The organism is Streptomyces sp. NK08204 (genome assembly GCF_020400585.1).
GTDB lineage: Bacteria > Actinomycetota > Actinomycetes > Streptomycetales > Streptomycetaceae > Streptomyces.
Genome location: NZ_JAINVF010000002.1, coordinates 137,265 through 153,963 on the forward strand (window position 1 = coordinate 137,265; position 16,699 = coordinate 153,963).

General features: G+C 71.0%; 16 protein-coding genes. 12 read left to right on the forward strand and 4 right to left on the reverse strand.

What is annotated here, in order from left to right; translation table 11 throughout:
- Positions 1–5: 5 nt before the first annotated feature.
- Entirely contained in the window at positions 6–470 is a 465-nt protein-coding gene (locus tag K7G59_RS03770; protein ID WP_225830371.1) for a DUF3093 domain-containing protein, read from the reverse strand.
- A 112-nt stretch (positions 471–582) separates the two neighbouring features.
- Here K7G59_RS03770 and K7G59_RS03775 point away from each other — a divergent pair, with 112 nt between their 5' ends.
- From K7G59_RS03775 to K7G59_RS03810, 8 genes are all read left to right on the forward strand, one after another.
- Complete coding sequence (locus K7G59_RS03775; RefSeq protein WP_225830372.1) at positions 583–1,167, forward strand: PaaI family thioesterase; 585 nt, start codon at positions 583–585, stop codon at positions 1,165–1,167.
- Positions 1,164–1,715, forward strand: a complete 552-nt coding sequence (dut, locus tag K7G59_RS03780; RefSeq protein ID WP_225830373.1) for a dUTP diphosphatase — start codon at positions 1,164–1,166, stop codon at positions 1,713–1,715. Before K7G59_RS03775 ends, dut begins: the two co-directional genes overlap by 4 nt.
- Before the next feature lies 1 nt (position 1,716).
- Positions 1,717–2,481, forward strand: coding sequence for a DUF3710 domain-containing protein (locus K7G59_RS03785; protein WP_225830374.1), 765 nt, complete (start codon positions 1,717–1,719; stop codon positions 2,479–2,481).
- A 602-nt stretch (positions 2,482–3,083) separates the two neighbouring features.
- Entirely contained in the window at positions 3,084–3,776 is a 693-nt protein-coding gene (locus tag K7G59_RS03790) for an ABC transporter ATP-binding protein (RefSeq protein WP_225830375.1), read from the forward strand.
- A gap of 170 nt (positions 3,777–3,946) precedes the next feature.
- Positions 3,947–6,490 (forward strand): sensor histidine kinase KdpD, encoded by a 2,544-nt coding sequence (locus K7G59_RS03795; protein ID WP_225830376.1) that lies wholly within the window; start codon positions 3,947–3,949, stop codon positions 6,488–6,490.
- Complete coding sequence (locus tag K7G59_RS03800) at positions 6,487–7,176, forward strand: response regulator (protein ID WP_225830377.1); 690 nt, start codon at positions 6,487–6,489, stop codon at positions 7,174–7,176. The genes K7G59_RS03795 and K7G59_RS03800 overlap by 4 nt, the downstream gene beginning before the upstream one ends.
- Before the next feature lie 43 nt (positions 7,177–7,219).
- Positions 7,220–7,618 carry an OB-fold nucleic acid binding domain-containing protein gene (locus K7G59_RS03805; RefSeq protein WP_225830378.1) on the forward strand — a complete coding sequence of 133 codons (399 nt, stop codon included), beginning with the start codon at positions 7,220–7,222 and terminating at the stop codon, positions 7,616–7,618.
- A 3-nt stretch (positions 7,619–7,621) separates the two neighbouring features.
- The gene (locus tag K7G59_RS03810) at positions 7,622–8,389 is read left to right on the forward strand and encodes a DUF3159 domain-containing protein (RefSeq protein ID WP_225830379.1); all 768 of its coding nucleotides are present in this window, start codon (positions 7,622–7,624) and stop codon (positions 8,387–8,389) included.
- A 68-nt stretch (positions 8,390–8,457) separates the two neighbouring features.
- Here K7G59_RS03810 and K7G59_RS03815 read toward each other — a convergent pair whose 3' ends face one another.
- Both K7G59_RS03815 and K7G59_RS03820 read right to left on the reverse strand, forming a co-directional pair.
- Complete coding sequence (locus K7G59_RS03815; protein ID WP_225830380.1) at positions 8,458–9,129, reverse strand: TrkA family potassium uptake protein; 672 nt, start codon at positions 9,127–9,129, stop codon at positions 8,458–8,460.
- On the reverse strand, positions 9,129–9,800 hold the full coding sequence (locus K7G59_RS03820; protein WP_225830381.1) for a TrkA family potassium uptake protein: 672 nt from the start codon (positions 9,798–9,800) through the stop codon (positions 9,129–9,131). The genes K7G59_RS03815 and K7G59_RS03820 overlap by 1 nt, the downstream gene beginning before the upstream one ends.
- A gap of 372 nt (positions 9,801–10,172) precedes the next feature.
- On the opposite strand from K7G59_RS03820, the gene K7G59_RS03825 reads away from it, so the two are divergent.
- From K7G59_RS03825 to K7G59_RS34925, 4 genes are all read left to right on the forward strand, one after another.
- Positions 10,173–12,224: an APC family permease gene (locus tag K7G59_RS03825; protein WP_225830382.1), complete on the forward strand. Its 2,052-nt coding sequence runs from the start codon at positions 10,173–10,175 to the stop codon at positions 12,222–12,224.
- A 100-nt stretch (positions 12,225–12,324) separates the two neighbouring features.
- Positions 12,325–13,656, forward strand: a complete 1,332-nt coding sequence (locus K7G59_RS03830) for a class I SAM-dependent RNA methyltransferase (protein ID WP_225830383.1) — start codon at positions 12,325–12,327, stop codon at positions 13,654–13,656.
- Between the two features lie 784 nt (positions 13,657–14,440).
- On the forward strand, positions 14,441–14,764 hold the full coding sequence (locus tag K7G59_RS03840; RefSeq protein ID WP_225830384.1) for an IPT/TIG domain-containing protein: 324 nt from the start codon (positions 14,441–14,443) through the stop codon (positions 14,762–14,764).
- Positions 14,765–14,866: 102 nt separating this feature from the next.
- Positions 14,867–15,205, forward strand: coding sequence for a sigma factor-like helix-turn-helix DNA-binding protein (locus tag K7G59_RS34925; RefSeq protein ID WP_308294987.1), 339 nt, complete (start codon positions 14,867–14,869; stop codon positions 15,203–15,205).
- 41 nt (positions 15,206–15,246) lie between these two features.
- Here K7G59_RS34925 and K7G59_RS03850 read toward each other — a convergent pair whose 3' ends face one another.
- Positions 15,247–16,590 (reverse strand): hydrolytic protein, encoded by a 1,344-nt coding sequence (locus tag K7G59_RS03850; protein WP_225830385.1) that lies wholly within the window; start codon positions 16,588–16,590, stop codon positions 15,247–15,249.
- Positions 16,591–16,699: the final 109 nt, after the last annotated feature.

Sequence of the window (16,699 nt, forward strand, 5' to 3'; positions counted from 1 at the left end):
CCGGGCTAGGCCTGCTGTCCCCGCGCCGCCTCGATCGCCGCCGCCAGCCGCTCGGGCTCCCGCGTCGACAGGTACAGGTAGGGCGTCGGGTCCTGCGGGTCCGTGACCTCCACGCGCAGCGCCGTGGGGATGTAGGAACGCAGCAGGAGGAAGGCGCGGGTGTCGGCCTTGTAGGTGCGCCAGGCGCGGGCCTCCTCGGCGTCCAGGATCTCCGACCCGCCCAGCGCCGACACCGGGATCTTCGCCTCGCCCGCGATCAGGGATCCGCCCACGACCCGGATCCGCAGCGACCCGTAGGAACTGGCCGCGACCGCGGCGGCAGCCGTGCCGCCGGCCAGGCCCCCGAGCATCGGCAGGGTGCCGTAGGGGAGCAGGATCAGGGCGAGGGAGAAGCCCACGAGGAAGCTGATCAGCCACCACGAGCGGGGGGCGGTGAGGCGTTCTTCGTAGGGGGTGGCGGAGTGCTGCATGGAGCCAAGCTTGGCACGGGATCGAGACAGGGCCGGAGCCGGGGCAGCCGGTGCGAAGCGCTGTCGGGCAGGGCGGTGGCGGGTGACGGGCGGGCGGGTAAGGTCTGCGGCTGTGAGTGGTAGTTCCGCAGCTCTTCAGCCTCCGGCCGACGCCGTGACACCGGTTCGGCATCCCGACGCGCCCGCCCCCGGGCAGCCTCTCGGCGCCCACTACGAACACTGTTTCGGTTGTGGCCCCGGGCAGCCGCACGGCCTGCACCTGGAGGCACGGGCCGGTGAGGGTGTCTCCCTCACCGCCGAGTTCACCGTCCAGCCCGCCCACCAGGGCGCTCCCGGCCTTGCCCACGGCGGTGTGCTGGCCACCGCCCTCGACGAGACCCTCGGCTCGCTGAACTGGCTGCTGCGGACCATCGCCGTCACCGGCCGGCTGGAGACCGACTTCCTCCGGCCGGTCCCGGTGGGCACCACGCTCCACCTGGAGGCCGAGGTCACCGCCGTCGCCGGGCGGAAGATCTACTCCACCGCGACCGGGCGCATCGGCGGCCCCGACGGGCCCGTCGCCGTCCGCGCCGACGCCCTGTTCATCGAGGTGAAGGTCGACCACTTCATCGACCACGGCCGCAAGGAGGAGATCCAGGCCGCCATGAGCGACCCGGACCAGATCCGGCGGGTCCGCGCCTTCGAGGTGAACCCGTGAGCCGCGACCTCCTCAACGTGCTCATCCGGCGTGTCGACCCGGACGTACCGCTTCCGGCGTACGAGCACCCCGGTGACGCCGGTGCCGATCTGCGCACCACCGAGGCGTGCGAACTGGCGCCCGGCGAGCGGGCCGTCCTGCCCACGGGGGTGTCGATCGCCCTCCCGGAGGGGTACGCGGCATTCGTGCACCCACGTTCCGGACTCGCCGCCCGCTGCGGTGTCGCCCTCGTGAATGCCCCAGGGACGGTTGATGCCGGGTACCGTGGGGAGATCAAGGTGATCGTGGTGAATCTCGACCCGCGCGAGTCCGTGCGGTTCGAGCGCTTCGACCGGATTGCCCAACTGGTCGTCCAGCAGGTCGAGAGGGTCCGCTTCCAGGAGGTGGCGGAACTTCCCGGCTCGGCGCGGGCCGAGGGGGGCTTCGGGTCCACCGGCGGCCATGCCGCGGTGGGCGACGAGAGCGGCACAAGCGGTCAGGCCGTCGTGGACGGCCCGACGGGTGGGAATCGATACGCTTCGGTCGTATCCGACCGGGAAGGACAGTGACGTGTTCGGACGTCGCAAGAAGAAGGGTGCCGCCGAGGACGCGGCCGGCGAGGCCGAGCAGGTCGTCGACAACGTCGACACCGAGGCGGACGAGGAAGAAGAGGGCGAGCGCGAGCGCGTCCGCCTTGAGCCCGAGCCCCGGCCCGACGGGCCGTGGGACAGCAGCGAGGTGCGCGAACCGGCCGAAGGCCGGGTCGACCTCGGCGGCCTGTTCGTGCCGGGCGTCGACGGCATGGAGCTGCGGGTCGAGGTGGCCGGTGACGCGATCGTCGCCGCGACCGTCGTGCTGCGCGACAGCGCCATCCAGCTCCAGGCGTTCGCCGCGCCCAAGCGCGAGGGCATCTGGGGCGAGGTCCGCGAGGAGATCGCGTCCGGCATCACCCAGCAGGGCGGCATCGTCGACGAGGTCGAGGGGCCGCTGGGCTGGGAGCTGCGCGCCCAGGTGCCGGTGCAGCTGCCGGACGGCACGGGTGGTTTCCAGGTCGTGCGGTTCGTCGGCGTGGACGGTCCGCGCTGGTTCCTGCGCGGTGTGATCTCCGGCCAGGGCGCGGTGCAGCCGCAGGCCGCCGGCCTGCTGGAGCAGATCTTCCGGGACACGGTCGTGGTCCGCGGCGAGGGCCCGATGGCGCCCCGCGACCCGATCGTCCTCAAGCTGCCGAACGACGCCCAGATGGTTCCCGAGGGCGTCCAGCAGGAGGAGTCCTCGCGCTTCTCCGGCGGCATGGGCCAGCTGCAGCGCGGACCGGAGATCACCGAGGTCCGCTAGCCGGCCCCGCTCGGCAGGGATTCGACGGGCCGCACCCCAGCCCCGGGGTGCGGCCCTTTCACGTACGTGACGTCCGTGCGGGAACGCATGCGCGCCCGCCTCCTGGCAGGGCCGGTCCGTGTTCGTCACCGGTCCCGCCCAGGAGGCCTGCCGCGACCCCACGCGCCCCGGGTACGACATCCCGGCGATCTCCCCATCGCCGAGACCAGCCGGGTCCAGGGCCACGACCTGTACGGCACCGACATCGGTGAACGGCTACGCCGGCGCTCGCCTGCCCGTCCCGTCGACCGGCTCGGGGCGCTCGCCTGCCCGTCCCGTCGACCGGCTCGGAGCGGCATGTCCCCGGTCGTCGGCCGTGCGGCGGCTGTCCCGAGCTCGGCCCCGGCCGCCGGGTCGATCACCGGGGACGGCCTCAACGCCCTGCACGACCGGCGGCGCCACCACGGCCGGCACCCGCACGGCCGGCCCCGGACCTCCTTGCCGGCCCCAAAAGCCTCTTCGCCGCCTGAAAGACCCCACGGCGACAACCCAGACCGCTCCCGAACGTTGTCCCACCGGGCCCGCTGCGGTGATACTGGCGCCCGGCCCGCGGGGGAGGCGAGATGACCGATGTGATCACCGAAACCATGGTGCGCGTCACGGACGTGCACAAGTCGTACGGGCGTGGCGCCGCCGCCGTCCATGCCCTGCGCGGGGTCTCCTTCGAGGTCCCGCGCGGCGAACTCGTCGCCCTCAAGGGGCGCTCGGGCTCCGGCAAGACCACCCTGCTGAACATCGTCGGCGGCCTCGACGCACCCGACCGGGGACACGTCGAGATCGAGGGGCGGGACCTCGCCGAGCTGGGTGAGAGCGGCCTGCTGGAGCTGCGCCGGGACCACATCGGGTTCGTCTTCCAGTCCTTCGGGCTCATCCCGATCCTCAGCGCCGCCGAGAACGTCGGCGTGCCGCTGCGGCTGCGCCGCGCCGACCCCCGCGAGCGCGAGGAGCGGGTCGAGCTGCTGCTCTCCCTCGTCGGGCTCGCCGATCACGCCGCCCAGCGGCCCGGCGAGCTGTCCGGCGGCCAGCAGCAGCGGGTCGCCATCGCCCGCGCCCTCGCCAACCGCCCCGCCCTGCTCATCGCCGACGAGCCGACCGGCCAGCTGGACGCCGAGACCGGGCACGCCGTCATGGAGCTGCTGCGGGCCGTGGTCCGCAGCGAGGGGGTCACCGCTCTGGTCGCCACGCACGACGCGACCCTCCTCGACCTGGCCGACCGGGTGCTGGAGCTGAACGACGGCGAGATCACCGAGCACTGAGCGGCTCCGCCGGCACCGAGCCGCCGTACCGGGCGCTCTGTGCCGCGGCCGGAGCCGTCAGAGGTGCATCAAAGACCCCCCGCCGACCCGGTCCTCACCTCCTTTGCCCACATCATTGGTCGTAAGGTCGACGCTGCATACGCAGCAGTAGACCGGAAGACAATGAGGACATGGGACGCGGCAAGCTTCGGATCTATCTCGGCGCGGCACCCGGCGTGGGCAAGACCTACGCCATGCTGGCCGAGGCGCACCGCCGTGTGGAGCGGGGCACCGACTGCGTCGTGGCCTACGTGGAGCACCACGACCGCCCGCGCACCGAGGCGCTGCTGCACGGCCTGGAGCAGGTCCCGCGCAGGCGCCTGGAGCACCGGGGCACCACGTCCGGCGAGATGGACGTCGACGCCGTGCTGCGCCGCGGGCCCGCCGTCGCCCTCGTGGACGAACTCGCCCACACCAACATCCCCGGCTCGCGCAACGCCAAGCGCTGGCAGGACGTGGAGGAGCTGCTGGCCGGCGGGATCGACGTCATCTCGACCGTCAACATCCAGCACCTGGAGTCGCTCGGCGACATCGTCGAGTCGATCACCGGGGTGCGGCAGTGGGAGACCGTGCCCGACGAGGTCGTCCGCCGGGCCGATCAGATCGAGCTGGTCGACATGTCCCCGGAGGCGCTGCGCCGCCGTATGGCCCACGGAAACATCTACCGGCCGGACGAGATCGACGCGGCCCTCGGCAACTACTTCCGGCCCGGCAACCTCACCGCCCTGCGCGAGCTGGCGCTGCTGTGGGTGGCCGACCGGGTCGACGAGTACCTGAACGAGTACCGCACCGACCACCGGGTCTCCACGATCTGGGGCTCGCGCGAGCGGATCGTGGTCGGGCTGACCGGCGGCCCGGAGGGACGGACGCTGATCCGCCGGGCCGCGCGGCTCGCGGAGAAGGGCGCCGGCGGCGAGGTCCTCGCCGTCTACATAGCCCGCAGCGACGGCCTGACCGCCGCCTCCCCGAAGGAACTCGCTCTCCAGCGCACCCTCGTCGAGGACCTCGGCGGCACCTTCCACCACGTCGTCGGCGACGACGTACCCGCCGCCCTGCTCGACTTCGCGCGCGGCGTCAACGCCACCCAGATCGTGCTCGGCTCCTCGCGCCGCAAGACCTGGCAGTACGTCTTCGGGCCCGGCGTGGGCGCGACGGTCGCCCGGGACTCCGGCCCCGACCTCGACGTGCACATCGTCACCCACGACGAGGTCGCCAAGGGCCGCGGACTGCCCGTGGCCCGGGGCGCGCGGCTCGGCCGCTCCCGGATCGTCTCGGGCTGGCTGGCCGGGCTCGTCGGCCCGGCGGTGCTCGCGGTGCTGCTGAACACCGTCGACATCGGCCTCGCCAACGACATGCTGCTGTTCCTGGCCGTCACGGTCGCCGCGGCCCTGCTCGGCGGCCTGCTGCCCGCGCTGGCCTCCGTGGCCTTCGGGTCCCTGCTGCTGAACTACTTCTACACCCCGCCCCTGCACCGGCTGACCATCGCCGACCCCAGGAACATCGTCGCCATAGTGATCTTCTTCGGGGTCGCCGTGTCCGTCGCATCCGTGGTCGACCTCGCGGCCCGGCGCACCCACCAGGCGGCCCGGCTGCGCGCCGAGTCCGAGATCCTGTCCTTCCTCGCCGGGAACGTGCTGCGCGGCGAGACCAGCCTGGAAGCGCTGCTGGAACGGGTCCGCGAGACCTTCGGCATGGACTTCGCGGCCCTGCTGGAACGCGAGAGCGACGTGGCGCCCTGGACGTGCGCCGGCCGCGCGGGCTCGGGGCCCGAGCCGGCCCGGCCCGAGGACGCCGATGTCGACATCCCGGTCGGTGATCGCCTGGCACTGGCCCTCACCGGCCGGGTGCTGCCCGCCGAGGACCGCCGGGTGCTCGCCGCCTTCGGCGCGCAGGCCGCCGTCGTCCTCGACCGCAGGCGCCTGCAGGAGGAGGCCGACCAGGCCCGCGCGCTCGCCGAGGGCAACCGCATCCGCACCGCCCTGCTCGCCGCCGTCAGCCACGACCTGCGCACCCCCCTCGCCGGCATCAAGGCCGCCGTCTCCTCGCTGCGCTCCGACGACGTGGCCTGGTCCGAGGAGGACCGGGCGGAGCTGCTGAAGGGCATCGAGGAGGGCGCCGACCGGCTCGGCCACCTCGTGGGCAACCTGCTCGACATGTCCCGCCTGCACACCGGCACCGTCGCCCCGGTCATCCGCGAGGTCGACGTCGACGAGGTCGTGCCGATGGCGCTCGTCGGCGTGCCTGAGGACAGCGTCGAGCTGGACGTGCCCGAGACGCTGCCCATGGTCGCCGTCGACCCCGGGCTGCTGGAGCGGTGCGTGGCCAACCTGGTGGAGAACGCCGTCAAGTACAGCCCGCCCGGCCGGCGCGTCCTCGTCTCCGCCAGCGCGATCAGCGACCGGGTCGAGGTACGGGTCGTCGACCGCGGGCCGGGCGTCCCGGACGAGGCGAAGAACCGTATCTTCGAACCCTTCCAGCGATACGGCGACGCGCCGCGCGGCGCCGGAGTGGGCCTCGGCCTCGCGGTCGCCCGCGGCTTCGCCGAGGCGATGGGCGGCACCCTCAACGCCGAGGACACGCCGGGCGGCGGACTCACCATGGTTCTCAGCCTGCGCGCGGCGCCGTCGCTCTGCGCACAGCTCATCCCCGCAGCACCAGAAAGGCAGGCCCCATGACGACCCGGGTGCTCGTGGTCGACGACGAGCCGCAGATCGTGCGCGCCCTCGTGATCAACCTCAAGGCACGCGAGTACGAGGTGGACTCGGCCCCCGACGGCAGGACCGCCCTCGACCTCGCCGCCTCCCGCCACCCCGACGTGGTCGTCCTCGACCTCGGCCTGCCCGACATGGACGGCGTGGAAGTGATCAGGGGGCTGCGCGGCTGGACCCGCGTACCCATCCTGGTGCTGTCCGCCCGGCACTCCTCCGACGAGAAGGTCCAGGCGCTGGACGCGGGCGCCGACGACTACGTCACCAAGCCCTTCGGCATGGACGAGCTGCTGGCCCGGCTGCGGGCCGCCGTCCGCCGGGCCGAGCCGGCCGGGGCGGGCGAGGACGAGGTGACGACCGTGGAGACCGAGGGCTTCACCGTCGACCTGGCCGCGAAGAAGGTCAACCGGGCGGGCAAGGACGTACGCCTCACCCCGACCGAATGGCACCTGCTGGAGGTGCTGGTCCGCAACACCGGCCGCCTGGTCGGCCAGAGACAGCTGCTCCAGGAGGTGTGGGGCCCGTCGTACGGGACGGAGAGCAACTACCTGCGCGTCTACATGGCCCAGCTGCGCAGGAAGCTGGAGGCGGACCCGTCGCACCCGAAGCACTTCATCACCGAGCCGGGGATGGGGTATCGGTTCGAGAAGTGAGCTGCGCTACGGCGCTGTCGGCGGGTCCCGGTACGCTGCTGATATGAGTGCTGTTTCTCGTTCAGAAAAGCCAGCCGGCCGGTTCCGCCGTATGCTCGGCCGGCTCTCCTCCTCGCAGGAGGATCTGGAGTCCGAGGAGCTGCGCGAGGACGCCGACACGGCGGGCTGTACCAGGATCTGCGACTGTCACGACCGGCAGATCGTCACGGTAACTGGTACCTTGCGCACGGTCACCCTGCGCCCGCGTGCCGGTGTACCGGCCCTGGAGGCCGAGTTGTTCGACGGCTCGGCCGCGCTGGACGTGGTGTGGCTCGGCAGGCGCTCCATCGTGGGCATAGAACCGGGGCGCAGGCTGATCGCATCGGGCCGGATCTCGATGAGCCGGGGCCGCCGGGTGCTGTTCAATCCGAAGTACGAACTACGACCCCTCGGACGGGAGTAGCCGGTGACGTCCCTCGACAAGCCGACCCAAGACACCGGACAGGACCGGACCGACGACACCCGGGCGGTGACCGAGGCCGCTCTGGTCGAGGCGTTCGGCGGCATCCGCGGCATGGTCGAGACGGTCGTTCCGGGCCTCCTCTTCGTCGCGATCTTCACGGTCGACAAGAACCTGCACGTCTCGGCGATCGCCGCGCTGGCCGTCTCCGTGGTCCTCGTCGTGGTCCGGCTGGCCATGAAGGACACCGTCAAGCACGCCTTCAGCGGCGTCTTCGGCGTGGTCTTCGGTGTCGTCTTCGCGATGTTCACCGGGAACGCCAAGGACTTCTACCTCCCCGGCATGCTCTACACCCTGGGCCTGGCGCTGGCGTACATCATCACGACCCTCGCCGGAGTGCCCCTGATCGGCCTCGTCCTCGGCCCGGTCTTCAAGGAGAACCTCTCCTGGCGCACCCGCAACCCCGGCCGCAAGAAGGCTTATGCGAAGGCCAGTTGGGCCTGGGGCCTGATCCTGCTCGCCAAGTGCGCGATCCTCTTCCCGCTGTACTGGTGGGCCGACACCACCCAGCTCGGCTGGATCCTGGTCGCCCTGAAGATCCCGCCGTTCCTGCTGGCCGTATGGCTGACCTGGGTCTTCCTCGCGAAGGCGCCCGCGCCCATCGACGTGTTCGCGGAGATGGAGGCGCAGGAGCAGGCGGAGGAGGAGCGCAGGGCCGCGCTGGCGGCCGAGGGCGGCGAGCCGGCAGGGGGACGCCACCGCCGGGAGGCGTAGACAGCCGTTCCACGACGAAAAGGGCGCCCTTGCTGCCAAGGGCGCCCTTTTCCCGTGCGGCCGGTCGGTCAGCCCTCGTCCCGCCGCACCGACAGCAGTTCCTCCAGCTGTTGCTCCCGGGCCGGCGCGGCCACGAACAGCAGCTCGTCGCCCGGCTCCAGGGAGTCCTCCTTGGAGGGGGTCAGCACCCGGGTGCCGCGGATGATGGTGACCAGGGACGTGTCCTCGGGCCACTGGACCGTGCCGACCTGGGTGCCGGCCAGGGCCGACTCCTCGGGCAGCGTCAGCTCGACCAGGTTGGCGTCGCCGTGGCTGAAGCGGAGCAGGCGGACCAGGTCGCCGACGCTCACCGCCTCCTCGACCAGGGCGGACATCAGACGCGGGGTGGACACGGCGACGTCCACGCCCCAGGCCTCGTTGAACAGCCACTCGTTCTTGGGGTTGTTCACCCGGGCCACGACGCGCGGAACGCCGTACTCCGTCTTCGCGAGCAGCGAGACGACCAGGTTGACCTTGTCGTCACCGGTCGCGGCGATCACGACGTTGCAGCGCTGCAGCGCGGCCTCGTCCAGGGACGTGATCTCGCAGGCGTCGGCCAGGAGCCACTCCGCCTGCGGGACGCGCTCGACCGAGATGGCGGTCGGCGCCTTGTCGACGAGCAGGACCTCGTGGCCGTTCTCCAGCAGCTCGCCCGCGATCGAGCGGCCGACGGCACCGGCCCCGGCAATGGCGACCCTCATCAGTGACCGCCCTCCTCTTCCGGCCCCCCGGCGAACGCCGTCTCGACCTTCTCCACGTCGTCCGTCCGCATCATCACGTGCACGAGGTCACCCTCCTGCAGCACCGTCTGCGAGGACGGCAGGATCGCCTCGCCCAGGCGGGTCAGGAACGCCACCCGGACGCCCGTCTCCTCCTGCAGCTTGCTGACCTTGTGGCCGACCCACTTCGCGGAGGCGTGCACCTCCGCCAGCTGCACCCCGCCGGTGGGGTCGCGCCACAGCGGCTCGGCACCCGAGGGCAGCAGCCGGCGCAGCATCTGGTCCGCGGTCCAGCGGACCGTGGCCACGGTGGGGATGCCCAGGCGCTGGTAGACCTCGGCACGGCGCGGGTCGTAGATCCGGGCGGCCACGTTCTCCACACCGAACATCTCGCGCGCCACCCGCGCGGAGATGATGTTCGAGTTGTCACCGCTGGACACGGCGGCGAAGGCACCCGCCTCCTCGATCCCCGCCTCGCGCAGGGTGTCCTGGTCGTAGCCGACGCCGGTGACGCGGCGGCCACCGAATCCGGGGCCCAGCCGTCGGAAGGCGGTGGGGTCCTGGTCGATCACAGCGACCGTGTGGCCCTGTTGTTCCAGGGCCTGGGCGAGAGTGGAGCCCACTCTCCCGCAGCCCATGATGACGATGTGCACGACCGTCCTTCCGGTGTCAAGAGATGCCGACTTGGCCTTAACAGGTTCTCAGACTGCGGCCCAAGCTACACACGCACCGTCCGGGAAAGGCACCCCCGTGCCGGAGCTGTCACAATCACCTGCGCGTGATACTGCGCACGCTGCACAGAGTCAGGATTCCGAGGCCGGTCAGGGCGACCATGGCCCCGATCAGCTCTGCGGTCGCGGGCATGAGACCTCCGAAGTGCGGTGACGGGCGGGGTTTGCCATCTAGTCACGGCGAGCGGCGCCGCCACGGAATCCGCAGTTCCGTCGGTCGTCGAGTTCACCCGTGGGGCAGATAGCGGTGACCGGCTGGGCGGCAGCGTCCTCGACGCCTTACGATCCTCTCTCGTGTCCAAACTGACCGACGTGCCCAAACGGATCCTGATCGGGCGCGCTCTGCGCAGTGACCGGCTGGGCGAGACCCTGCTGCCGAAGCGCATCGCCCTCCCCGTCTTCGCCTCCGACCCGCTGTCCTCCGTCGCGTACGCGCCCGGCGAGGTTCTGCTGGTGCTCTCCATCGCGGGAGTGTCGGCGTACCACTTCAGCCCCTGGATCGCCGTCGCGGTCATCGTGCTGATGTTCACCGTGGTCGCCTCCTACCGGCAGAACGTGCACGCGTACCCGAGTGGCGGCGGCGACTACGAGGTGGCCACCACCAACCTCGGCCCCAGGGCCGGCCTCACCGTCGCCAGCGCCCTGCTCGTCGACTACGTCCTCACCGTCGCCGTCTCCATCGCCTCCGGCATCGAGAACCTCGGCTCCGCGATCCCCTTCGTGGTCCAGCACAAGGTGCTGTGCGCGATCGCCGTGATCCTGCTGCTGACGCTGATGAACCTGCGGGGCGTGAAGGAGTCCGGCAAGCTCTTCGCGATCCCGACGTACGTGTTCGTCGGCGGCGTCTTCATCATGATCACGTGGGGTGCCGTCCGCGGTCTGGTCCTCGGCGACACCATGCGAGCCCCGACGGCCGCCTACCACATCAGGGCCGAACACCAGGGCCTCGCGGGCTTCGCCCTGGTCTTCCTCCTCCTGCGGGCCTTCTCCTCCGGCTGTGCCGCGCTCACCGGCGTGGAGGCCATCTCCAACGGCGTCCCGGCCTTCCGCAAGCCCAAGTCGAAGAACGCGGCGACCACGCTCGCACTGATGGGCGGGCTCGCCGTCACCATGTTCTGCGGCATCATCGCCCTCGCCATGGCGACCAAGGTGCGCATGGCCGAGAACCCCGCCACCGACCTGATCCACAACGGCCACCCGATCGGCTCCGGCTACGTCCAGAACCCGGTCATCTCCCAGGTCGCCGAGGCCGTGTTCGGCAAGGGCAGCCTCCTGTTCGTCGTCCTCGCCGCCTCGACGGCCCTGGTCCTGTTCCTCGCGGCCAACACCGCGTACAACGGCTTCCCGCTGCTCGGCTCGATCCTCGCCCAGGACCGCTACCTGCCGCGCCAGCTGCACACCCGCGGCGACCGCCTGGCCTTCTCCAACGGCATCGTGCTGCTCGCGAGCGCCGCGGCGCTGCTGGTGTTCATCTACGGCGCCGACTCCACGCGCCTGATCCAGCTGTACATCGTCGGCGTGTTCGTGTCCTTCACACTCAGCCAGACCGGCATGGTCCGGCACTGGAACCGCCACCTGGCCGCCGAGCAGGACCCGGTCAAGCGCGGCCACATGGTCCGCTCCCGGGCGATCAACGCGTTCGGTGCCTTCTTCACCGGCCTGGTGCTGGTCGTCGTGCTGGTCACGAAGTTCACGCACGGCGCCTGGGTCGCCCTCATGGGCATGGGCATCTTCTACGTGACGATGACCGCGATCCGTAAGCACTACGACCGCGTCGCCGACGAGATCGCGGCCCCCGAGGGACCGACCGACGACAGTGTCCGCCCCTCCCGCGTCCACTCGGTGGTCCTCATCTCCAAGATCCACCGCCCCACCCTGCGCGCCCTGGCCTACGCCAAGCTGATGCGCTCGGACACCCTGGAGGCGGTGACCGTCAACGTCGACCCGATGGAGACCAAGGCGCTGCACGAGGAGTGGGAGCGTCGCGGCATCGACGTGCCGCTGAAGGTCCTCGACTCGCCGTACCGCGAGATCACCCGCCCGGTGATCGAGTACGTCAAGAGCCTGCGCGCGGAGTCCCCGCGCGACGCGGTGTCCGTGATCATCCCCGAGTACGTGGTCGGCCACTGGTACGAGCACCTGCTGCACAACCAGAGCGCCCTGCGTCTGAAGGGCCGCCTGCTCTTCACAGCCGGCGTGATGGTCACCTCGGTGCCCTACCAGCTCGCCTCCTCCGAGGCGGCCCGCGCCCGCGCCCGCAAGCGCCAGGAGTGGAGTGCGCCCGGCGCCGTACGCCGCGGACCGGCGGCGGAGCGGTCCAAGGAGCCGTCGGCGGGCAAGGGCTGACCCCAGGGTTCGGCCCGTGGTGAACGGCCGGACGACAGCCACGTAGACTGGTGGGCTGTTGTCCGGCCGTTTCCCGTTCCCGATCTGGAGTCACCCCACCATGCCCGCAGAACCGAAGAAGTCGCTGGTGGGGGAGGAGTACGAGGTCGAGATCGGCCCCGTCGCCCACGGCGGCCACTGCATCGCCCGTACGGCCGAGGGCCAGGTGCTGTTCGTCCGGCACGCCCTGCCCGGTGAGCAGGTCGTGGCCCGGGTCACAGAGGGCGAGGAAGGCGCGCGGTTCCTGCGCGCGGACGCCGTACGGATCCTGGAGCCCTCCAAGGACCGCATCGAGGCCCCCTGCCCCTACGCGGGCCCTGGCCGCTGCGGCGGCTGCGACTGGCAGCACGCCAAGCCGGGCGCCCAGCGCCGTCTGAAGGGGGAGGTCATCGCCGAGCAGCTCAAGCGGCTCGCGGGCCTCACGCCGGAGGAGGCCGGCTGGGACGGCACGGTCGTGCCGGCCGAGGGCGACAAGCTGCCCGCCGGACAGGTGCCGCAGTGGCGCACCCGCGTCCAGTACGCGGTCGACGCCGCGACGGGCAAGGCGGGCCTGCGCCGCCACCGCTCCCACGAGGTCGAGCCGATCGACCACTGCCTGATCGCGGCCGAGGGCGTGAGCGAGCTGGGCATCGAGCGGCGTGACTGGACCGGCATGGAGTCGGTGGAGGCGATCGCGGCGACGGGCTCGCAGGACCGCCAGGTCATCCTCACCCCGCGCCCCGGCGCACGCCTCCCTCTCGTCGAACTGGACAAGCCGGTCTCCGTCCTCCGGGTCGACGAGAAGTCCGGCGGCGTCCACCGGGTCCACGGCCGCCCCTTCGTCCGCGAACGCGCCGACGGCCGCACCTACCGGGTGGGCAACGGCGGCTTCTGGCAGGTCCACCCGAAGTCGGCGGACACCCTGGTGACGGCGGTCATGCAGGGCCTGCTCCCGCGCAAGGGCGAGACAGCCCTGGACCTCTACTGCGGCGCCGGCCTCTTCGCGGGCGCCCTCGCCGACCGCCTCGGCGAGAAGGGCGCCGTCCTCGGCATCGAGTCGGGCAAGCGCGCGGTGGAGGACGCCCGCCACAACCTCGCCGACTTCCCGCGCGTCCGCATCGAACAGGGCAAGGTCGAATCCGTCCTCCCGCGCACCGGCATCACCGAGGTCGACCTCATCGTCCTGGACCCGCCCCGCGCGGGCGCGGGCCGCACCACGGTCGAGCACCTCACCTCCCTCGGCGCCCGCCGCATCGCCTACGTCGCCTGCGACCCCGCCGCGCTGGCCAGGGACCTCGGCTACTTCCGCGAGGGCGGGTACCGGGTGCGGACGCTTCGGGCGTTCGATCTGTTCCCGATGACGCATCATGTGGAGTGCGTGGCGATTCTGGAGCCTGCGCAAAAGGGCTCCTGACCTGCTGCTTTGTGGGCGAGGTTGATTGATGACGAGTCGAGTCGATCTGTTTCCGGGAGTCCACCGCGTGGAGCGTGTCGCAGGTTCCTGCCACGTGTCTCACCTGCGGCTTCGCGAACGGGCACAGGGTGGGAGCGCTCCGTCTCACCTCCGTGAGGGGCGGCTGGGGAACGTCTTGACGCTCGTTCGACGCTGATTCTGACGAGGCGTCATGACGTTCGCTCGGTCGGTTGTCGGCCAAGTCGAGCACCCCGTCGATGCCGAGTTCGAGCGAGACATGGGGGGTTGCCGAACGGGTCTCCTGCGCGCTCACCCGCGGCGTCGCAGAAGGGCCGTGTGGCCGACGTCCTGAGCGCCGAGGGCTCGTCGGTCCGGCTACAGGCGGCCCTGGCGGTCGGGTCGACCCCCGACCCAGGTTTCCTGGAGATCCTCATCGAGCGGTGCGCGGTCGAGCCAAGACGTCGGAGACGTGACCAGGCCGCGTACGCGCGGGTCAGTCGTTGAGCGCGGGACTGGACGCAGAGCCACTGACAGCGACACCCCCTCAGCACGAGACCGAGCGCGTGCGTCACCCTGTCCATGTTCAGCTTCCCCGCCGTTGTCGGCGACTTCAGTGCCTCCTTCGTGGCCTCTCCTGCCTCGCGATCTGCTTCGGCAGGGGAGGTGGTGGAGATGTCGCGCTGGATGAGGGCACGGTGCGATTGTTCCCACCTGCACCTCACGTCGGCGTCTCTGGGGACTTCCTCCGCGGCCGTGGCGGCCTGCGAGGCCCTGAACCGGGTCGGTGTCCGCCGACGGCTCGTACACCTACACCCTGCCGAGCGGGACGTCGGCGGTGTTCACCACGCAGAAGCTGTCAAGCTTCCCCGCACCGGTCTTCGGAAGCCTGAAGCCGAAGCAAGGCATACCGCGTGCCAAGTTCACGATCAGCGGTTCTCATTTCGGTGACACGCAGGGGCTCGGTACAGTGCGTTTCCGGAAGCTTTTCGCCGAAATTGACAGCTGGTCGGACACGAGCATCAGCGCGTACGTGCCGAGCGGGCTTCCGGTGGGGACGTACAAGGTCTCGGTGAACGGAGCCGGCGGAGCAGACGCAGGTGGAGGCTGATGACAAACCTGCCCTGGCGAAACTGCTGGAGTTGCATCTGCACGACTTCTCCGAGTTTCTGCCGTTGGAGTTGTCGGCGGAGGGCACATTCGGTATTGCTGGTTGGACAGCTACTTCACGGCCCCGGACCGCGAGGCCTGCTCGATCACCATGGGTGGCCAGTTGGCAGGGTTCGCCCTGGCCCCGCTGCGACGTCGGTCAGGGGGCCGTGCCCTGCCGGGGCCCGCGACCCGTGGTGGTTCGGGCGCCCGGCTGGTGCTGATGCTGCGGCGCTTCAGCGGCATCAACGCCTACCAGGAAATCGCCGACGTCTGCGAGGTACCGGTCGGCACCGTGCGCAGCCGACTCAACCAGGCCCGCAGGAAGCCGGCGCAGGTGCTGCTTTTGAGACCTGGGTTATCGATTTCCGGCCGAAAGGGATGCCGAGCTTTACAGATGTAGGGACTAATGGTCGACAATGAGCCGGAAGAAGAACGTCCGATTCACTCGGTGGTGCGGCTGAGCGATCCGCTCACATTGAGGACCTCGTGGCATTCCTGCGCCTGCTGGCCCGTGGCCGGTGTACCGGGCTTCGCACAGGTCACGTTGATGGTCACCGTGTCGTTCTCGGGGATCTTGATGGGGGTGACCCAGTGGTAGTCCTGGTTGCGGAACGTCTCCAGCGCGATCGTGGTGATCTTGCGGTCGCCGAAGGTGATCGTCATCACCCCTTCGTCGCCCTGGAAGTTGGCGACGACGATGTCCGTGACCCCGAAGATGCTGTTCTCCGGCACCTTGTAGGTGCCGGTCTTGGTCTGCCCGGTGCCCGTCTTCAGGTCGATGGTCGCCGAGCTCTGCTGACCGGCGCCGGTCGCGGTGCCGCCCTCGGCCGAGGAGCCCCCGCCCGCGCCCGATCCGGTCGCCGCCCCCGACTCCTGGCCGCCGCCGGGCTGGTTGTTCGTGCCGGTGCCGGGGGACTCTCCGCCCGCCTGGTCGCCGGGCGGGGTGGTACGCGGCTGTACCGCCTTGGTGGCCGCCTCCTTGGCGGCGCTGCGCACCGCGGGACGGACCAGCGCGAACCAGGCGAGCAACAGCGCGAGCAGCGCGGCGAGCACTGCGAGCAGCCACTTCGGGAAGATCGGCATCTGGACGAACTCCGCGTCCAGCGGCGGCCGGACGACGGGCTCGTCCCAGCGGGCCTCCGCCGTCTCCTCCTGCTCGCCGCTCTCGCGGGTGTCCACGGTGAACGGCCGGACCACGGGGTTGCCGAACCACACCGGCTTGGCGGTACGGACCCGCAGCCGGACCTCCGTCGACTCCCCGGGTTCCAGCTTCGGCTCCGCCGGGGCGAAGGTGAACCCCAGTTCCTCGCCGGCCTGGCCGGGGGCGAAGCGTACCTGCACCGGGGTGTTGCCCTGGTTGCGCACGGCCAGCAGATAGCGGCCGCGCAGCCAGCCACGCCGGCGGCGCGGGGCGAGCTCGGTCTTCAGCTCGTGGAACTCCCCGACGTGCACGGTGGTTTCGAGGACCTTGACCGACTCGGGGTGCTCGTTCGGAAGGACCCGTACGCCGAGGGGCATCTCGCCGGCCCGGATCTCCGGGGAGCGCGGCGGCGCCAGACGGAGCGTCACCGTCTCGGAGGTGCCGGGGTAGAGGGAGACGCGCTCGGGTTCCACGGTGGTCCAGGCGGCGCAGTCGCCGACGACCTTCAGGTCGTACGCCTCGACGATGTCGCTGTCGTTGCGCACGGTCAGGCTGGTGGTGGCGATGTCACCCGGGGTCACGGTCACGGCCGGGATGTCGAGGCCGGGCGCACCGGGACCGGAAGAGGCTGCGGAAGGCGTCACGCCCTCACCGTAGGAAGGTGCCCGGGAGGCGGGGGAGGGACGGGAGGGCAATGCGCGGGCAGTGACGCTGCCCGGCAAGCCACTGTCAACTCCCGGGTAACGGCGGCCT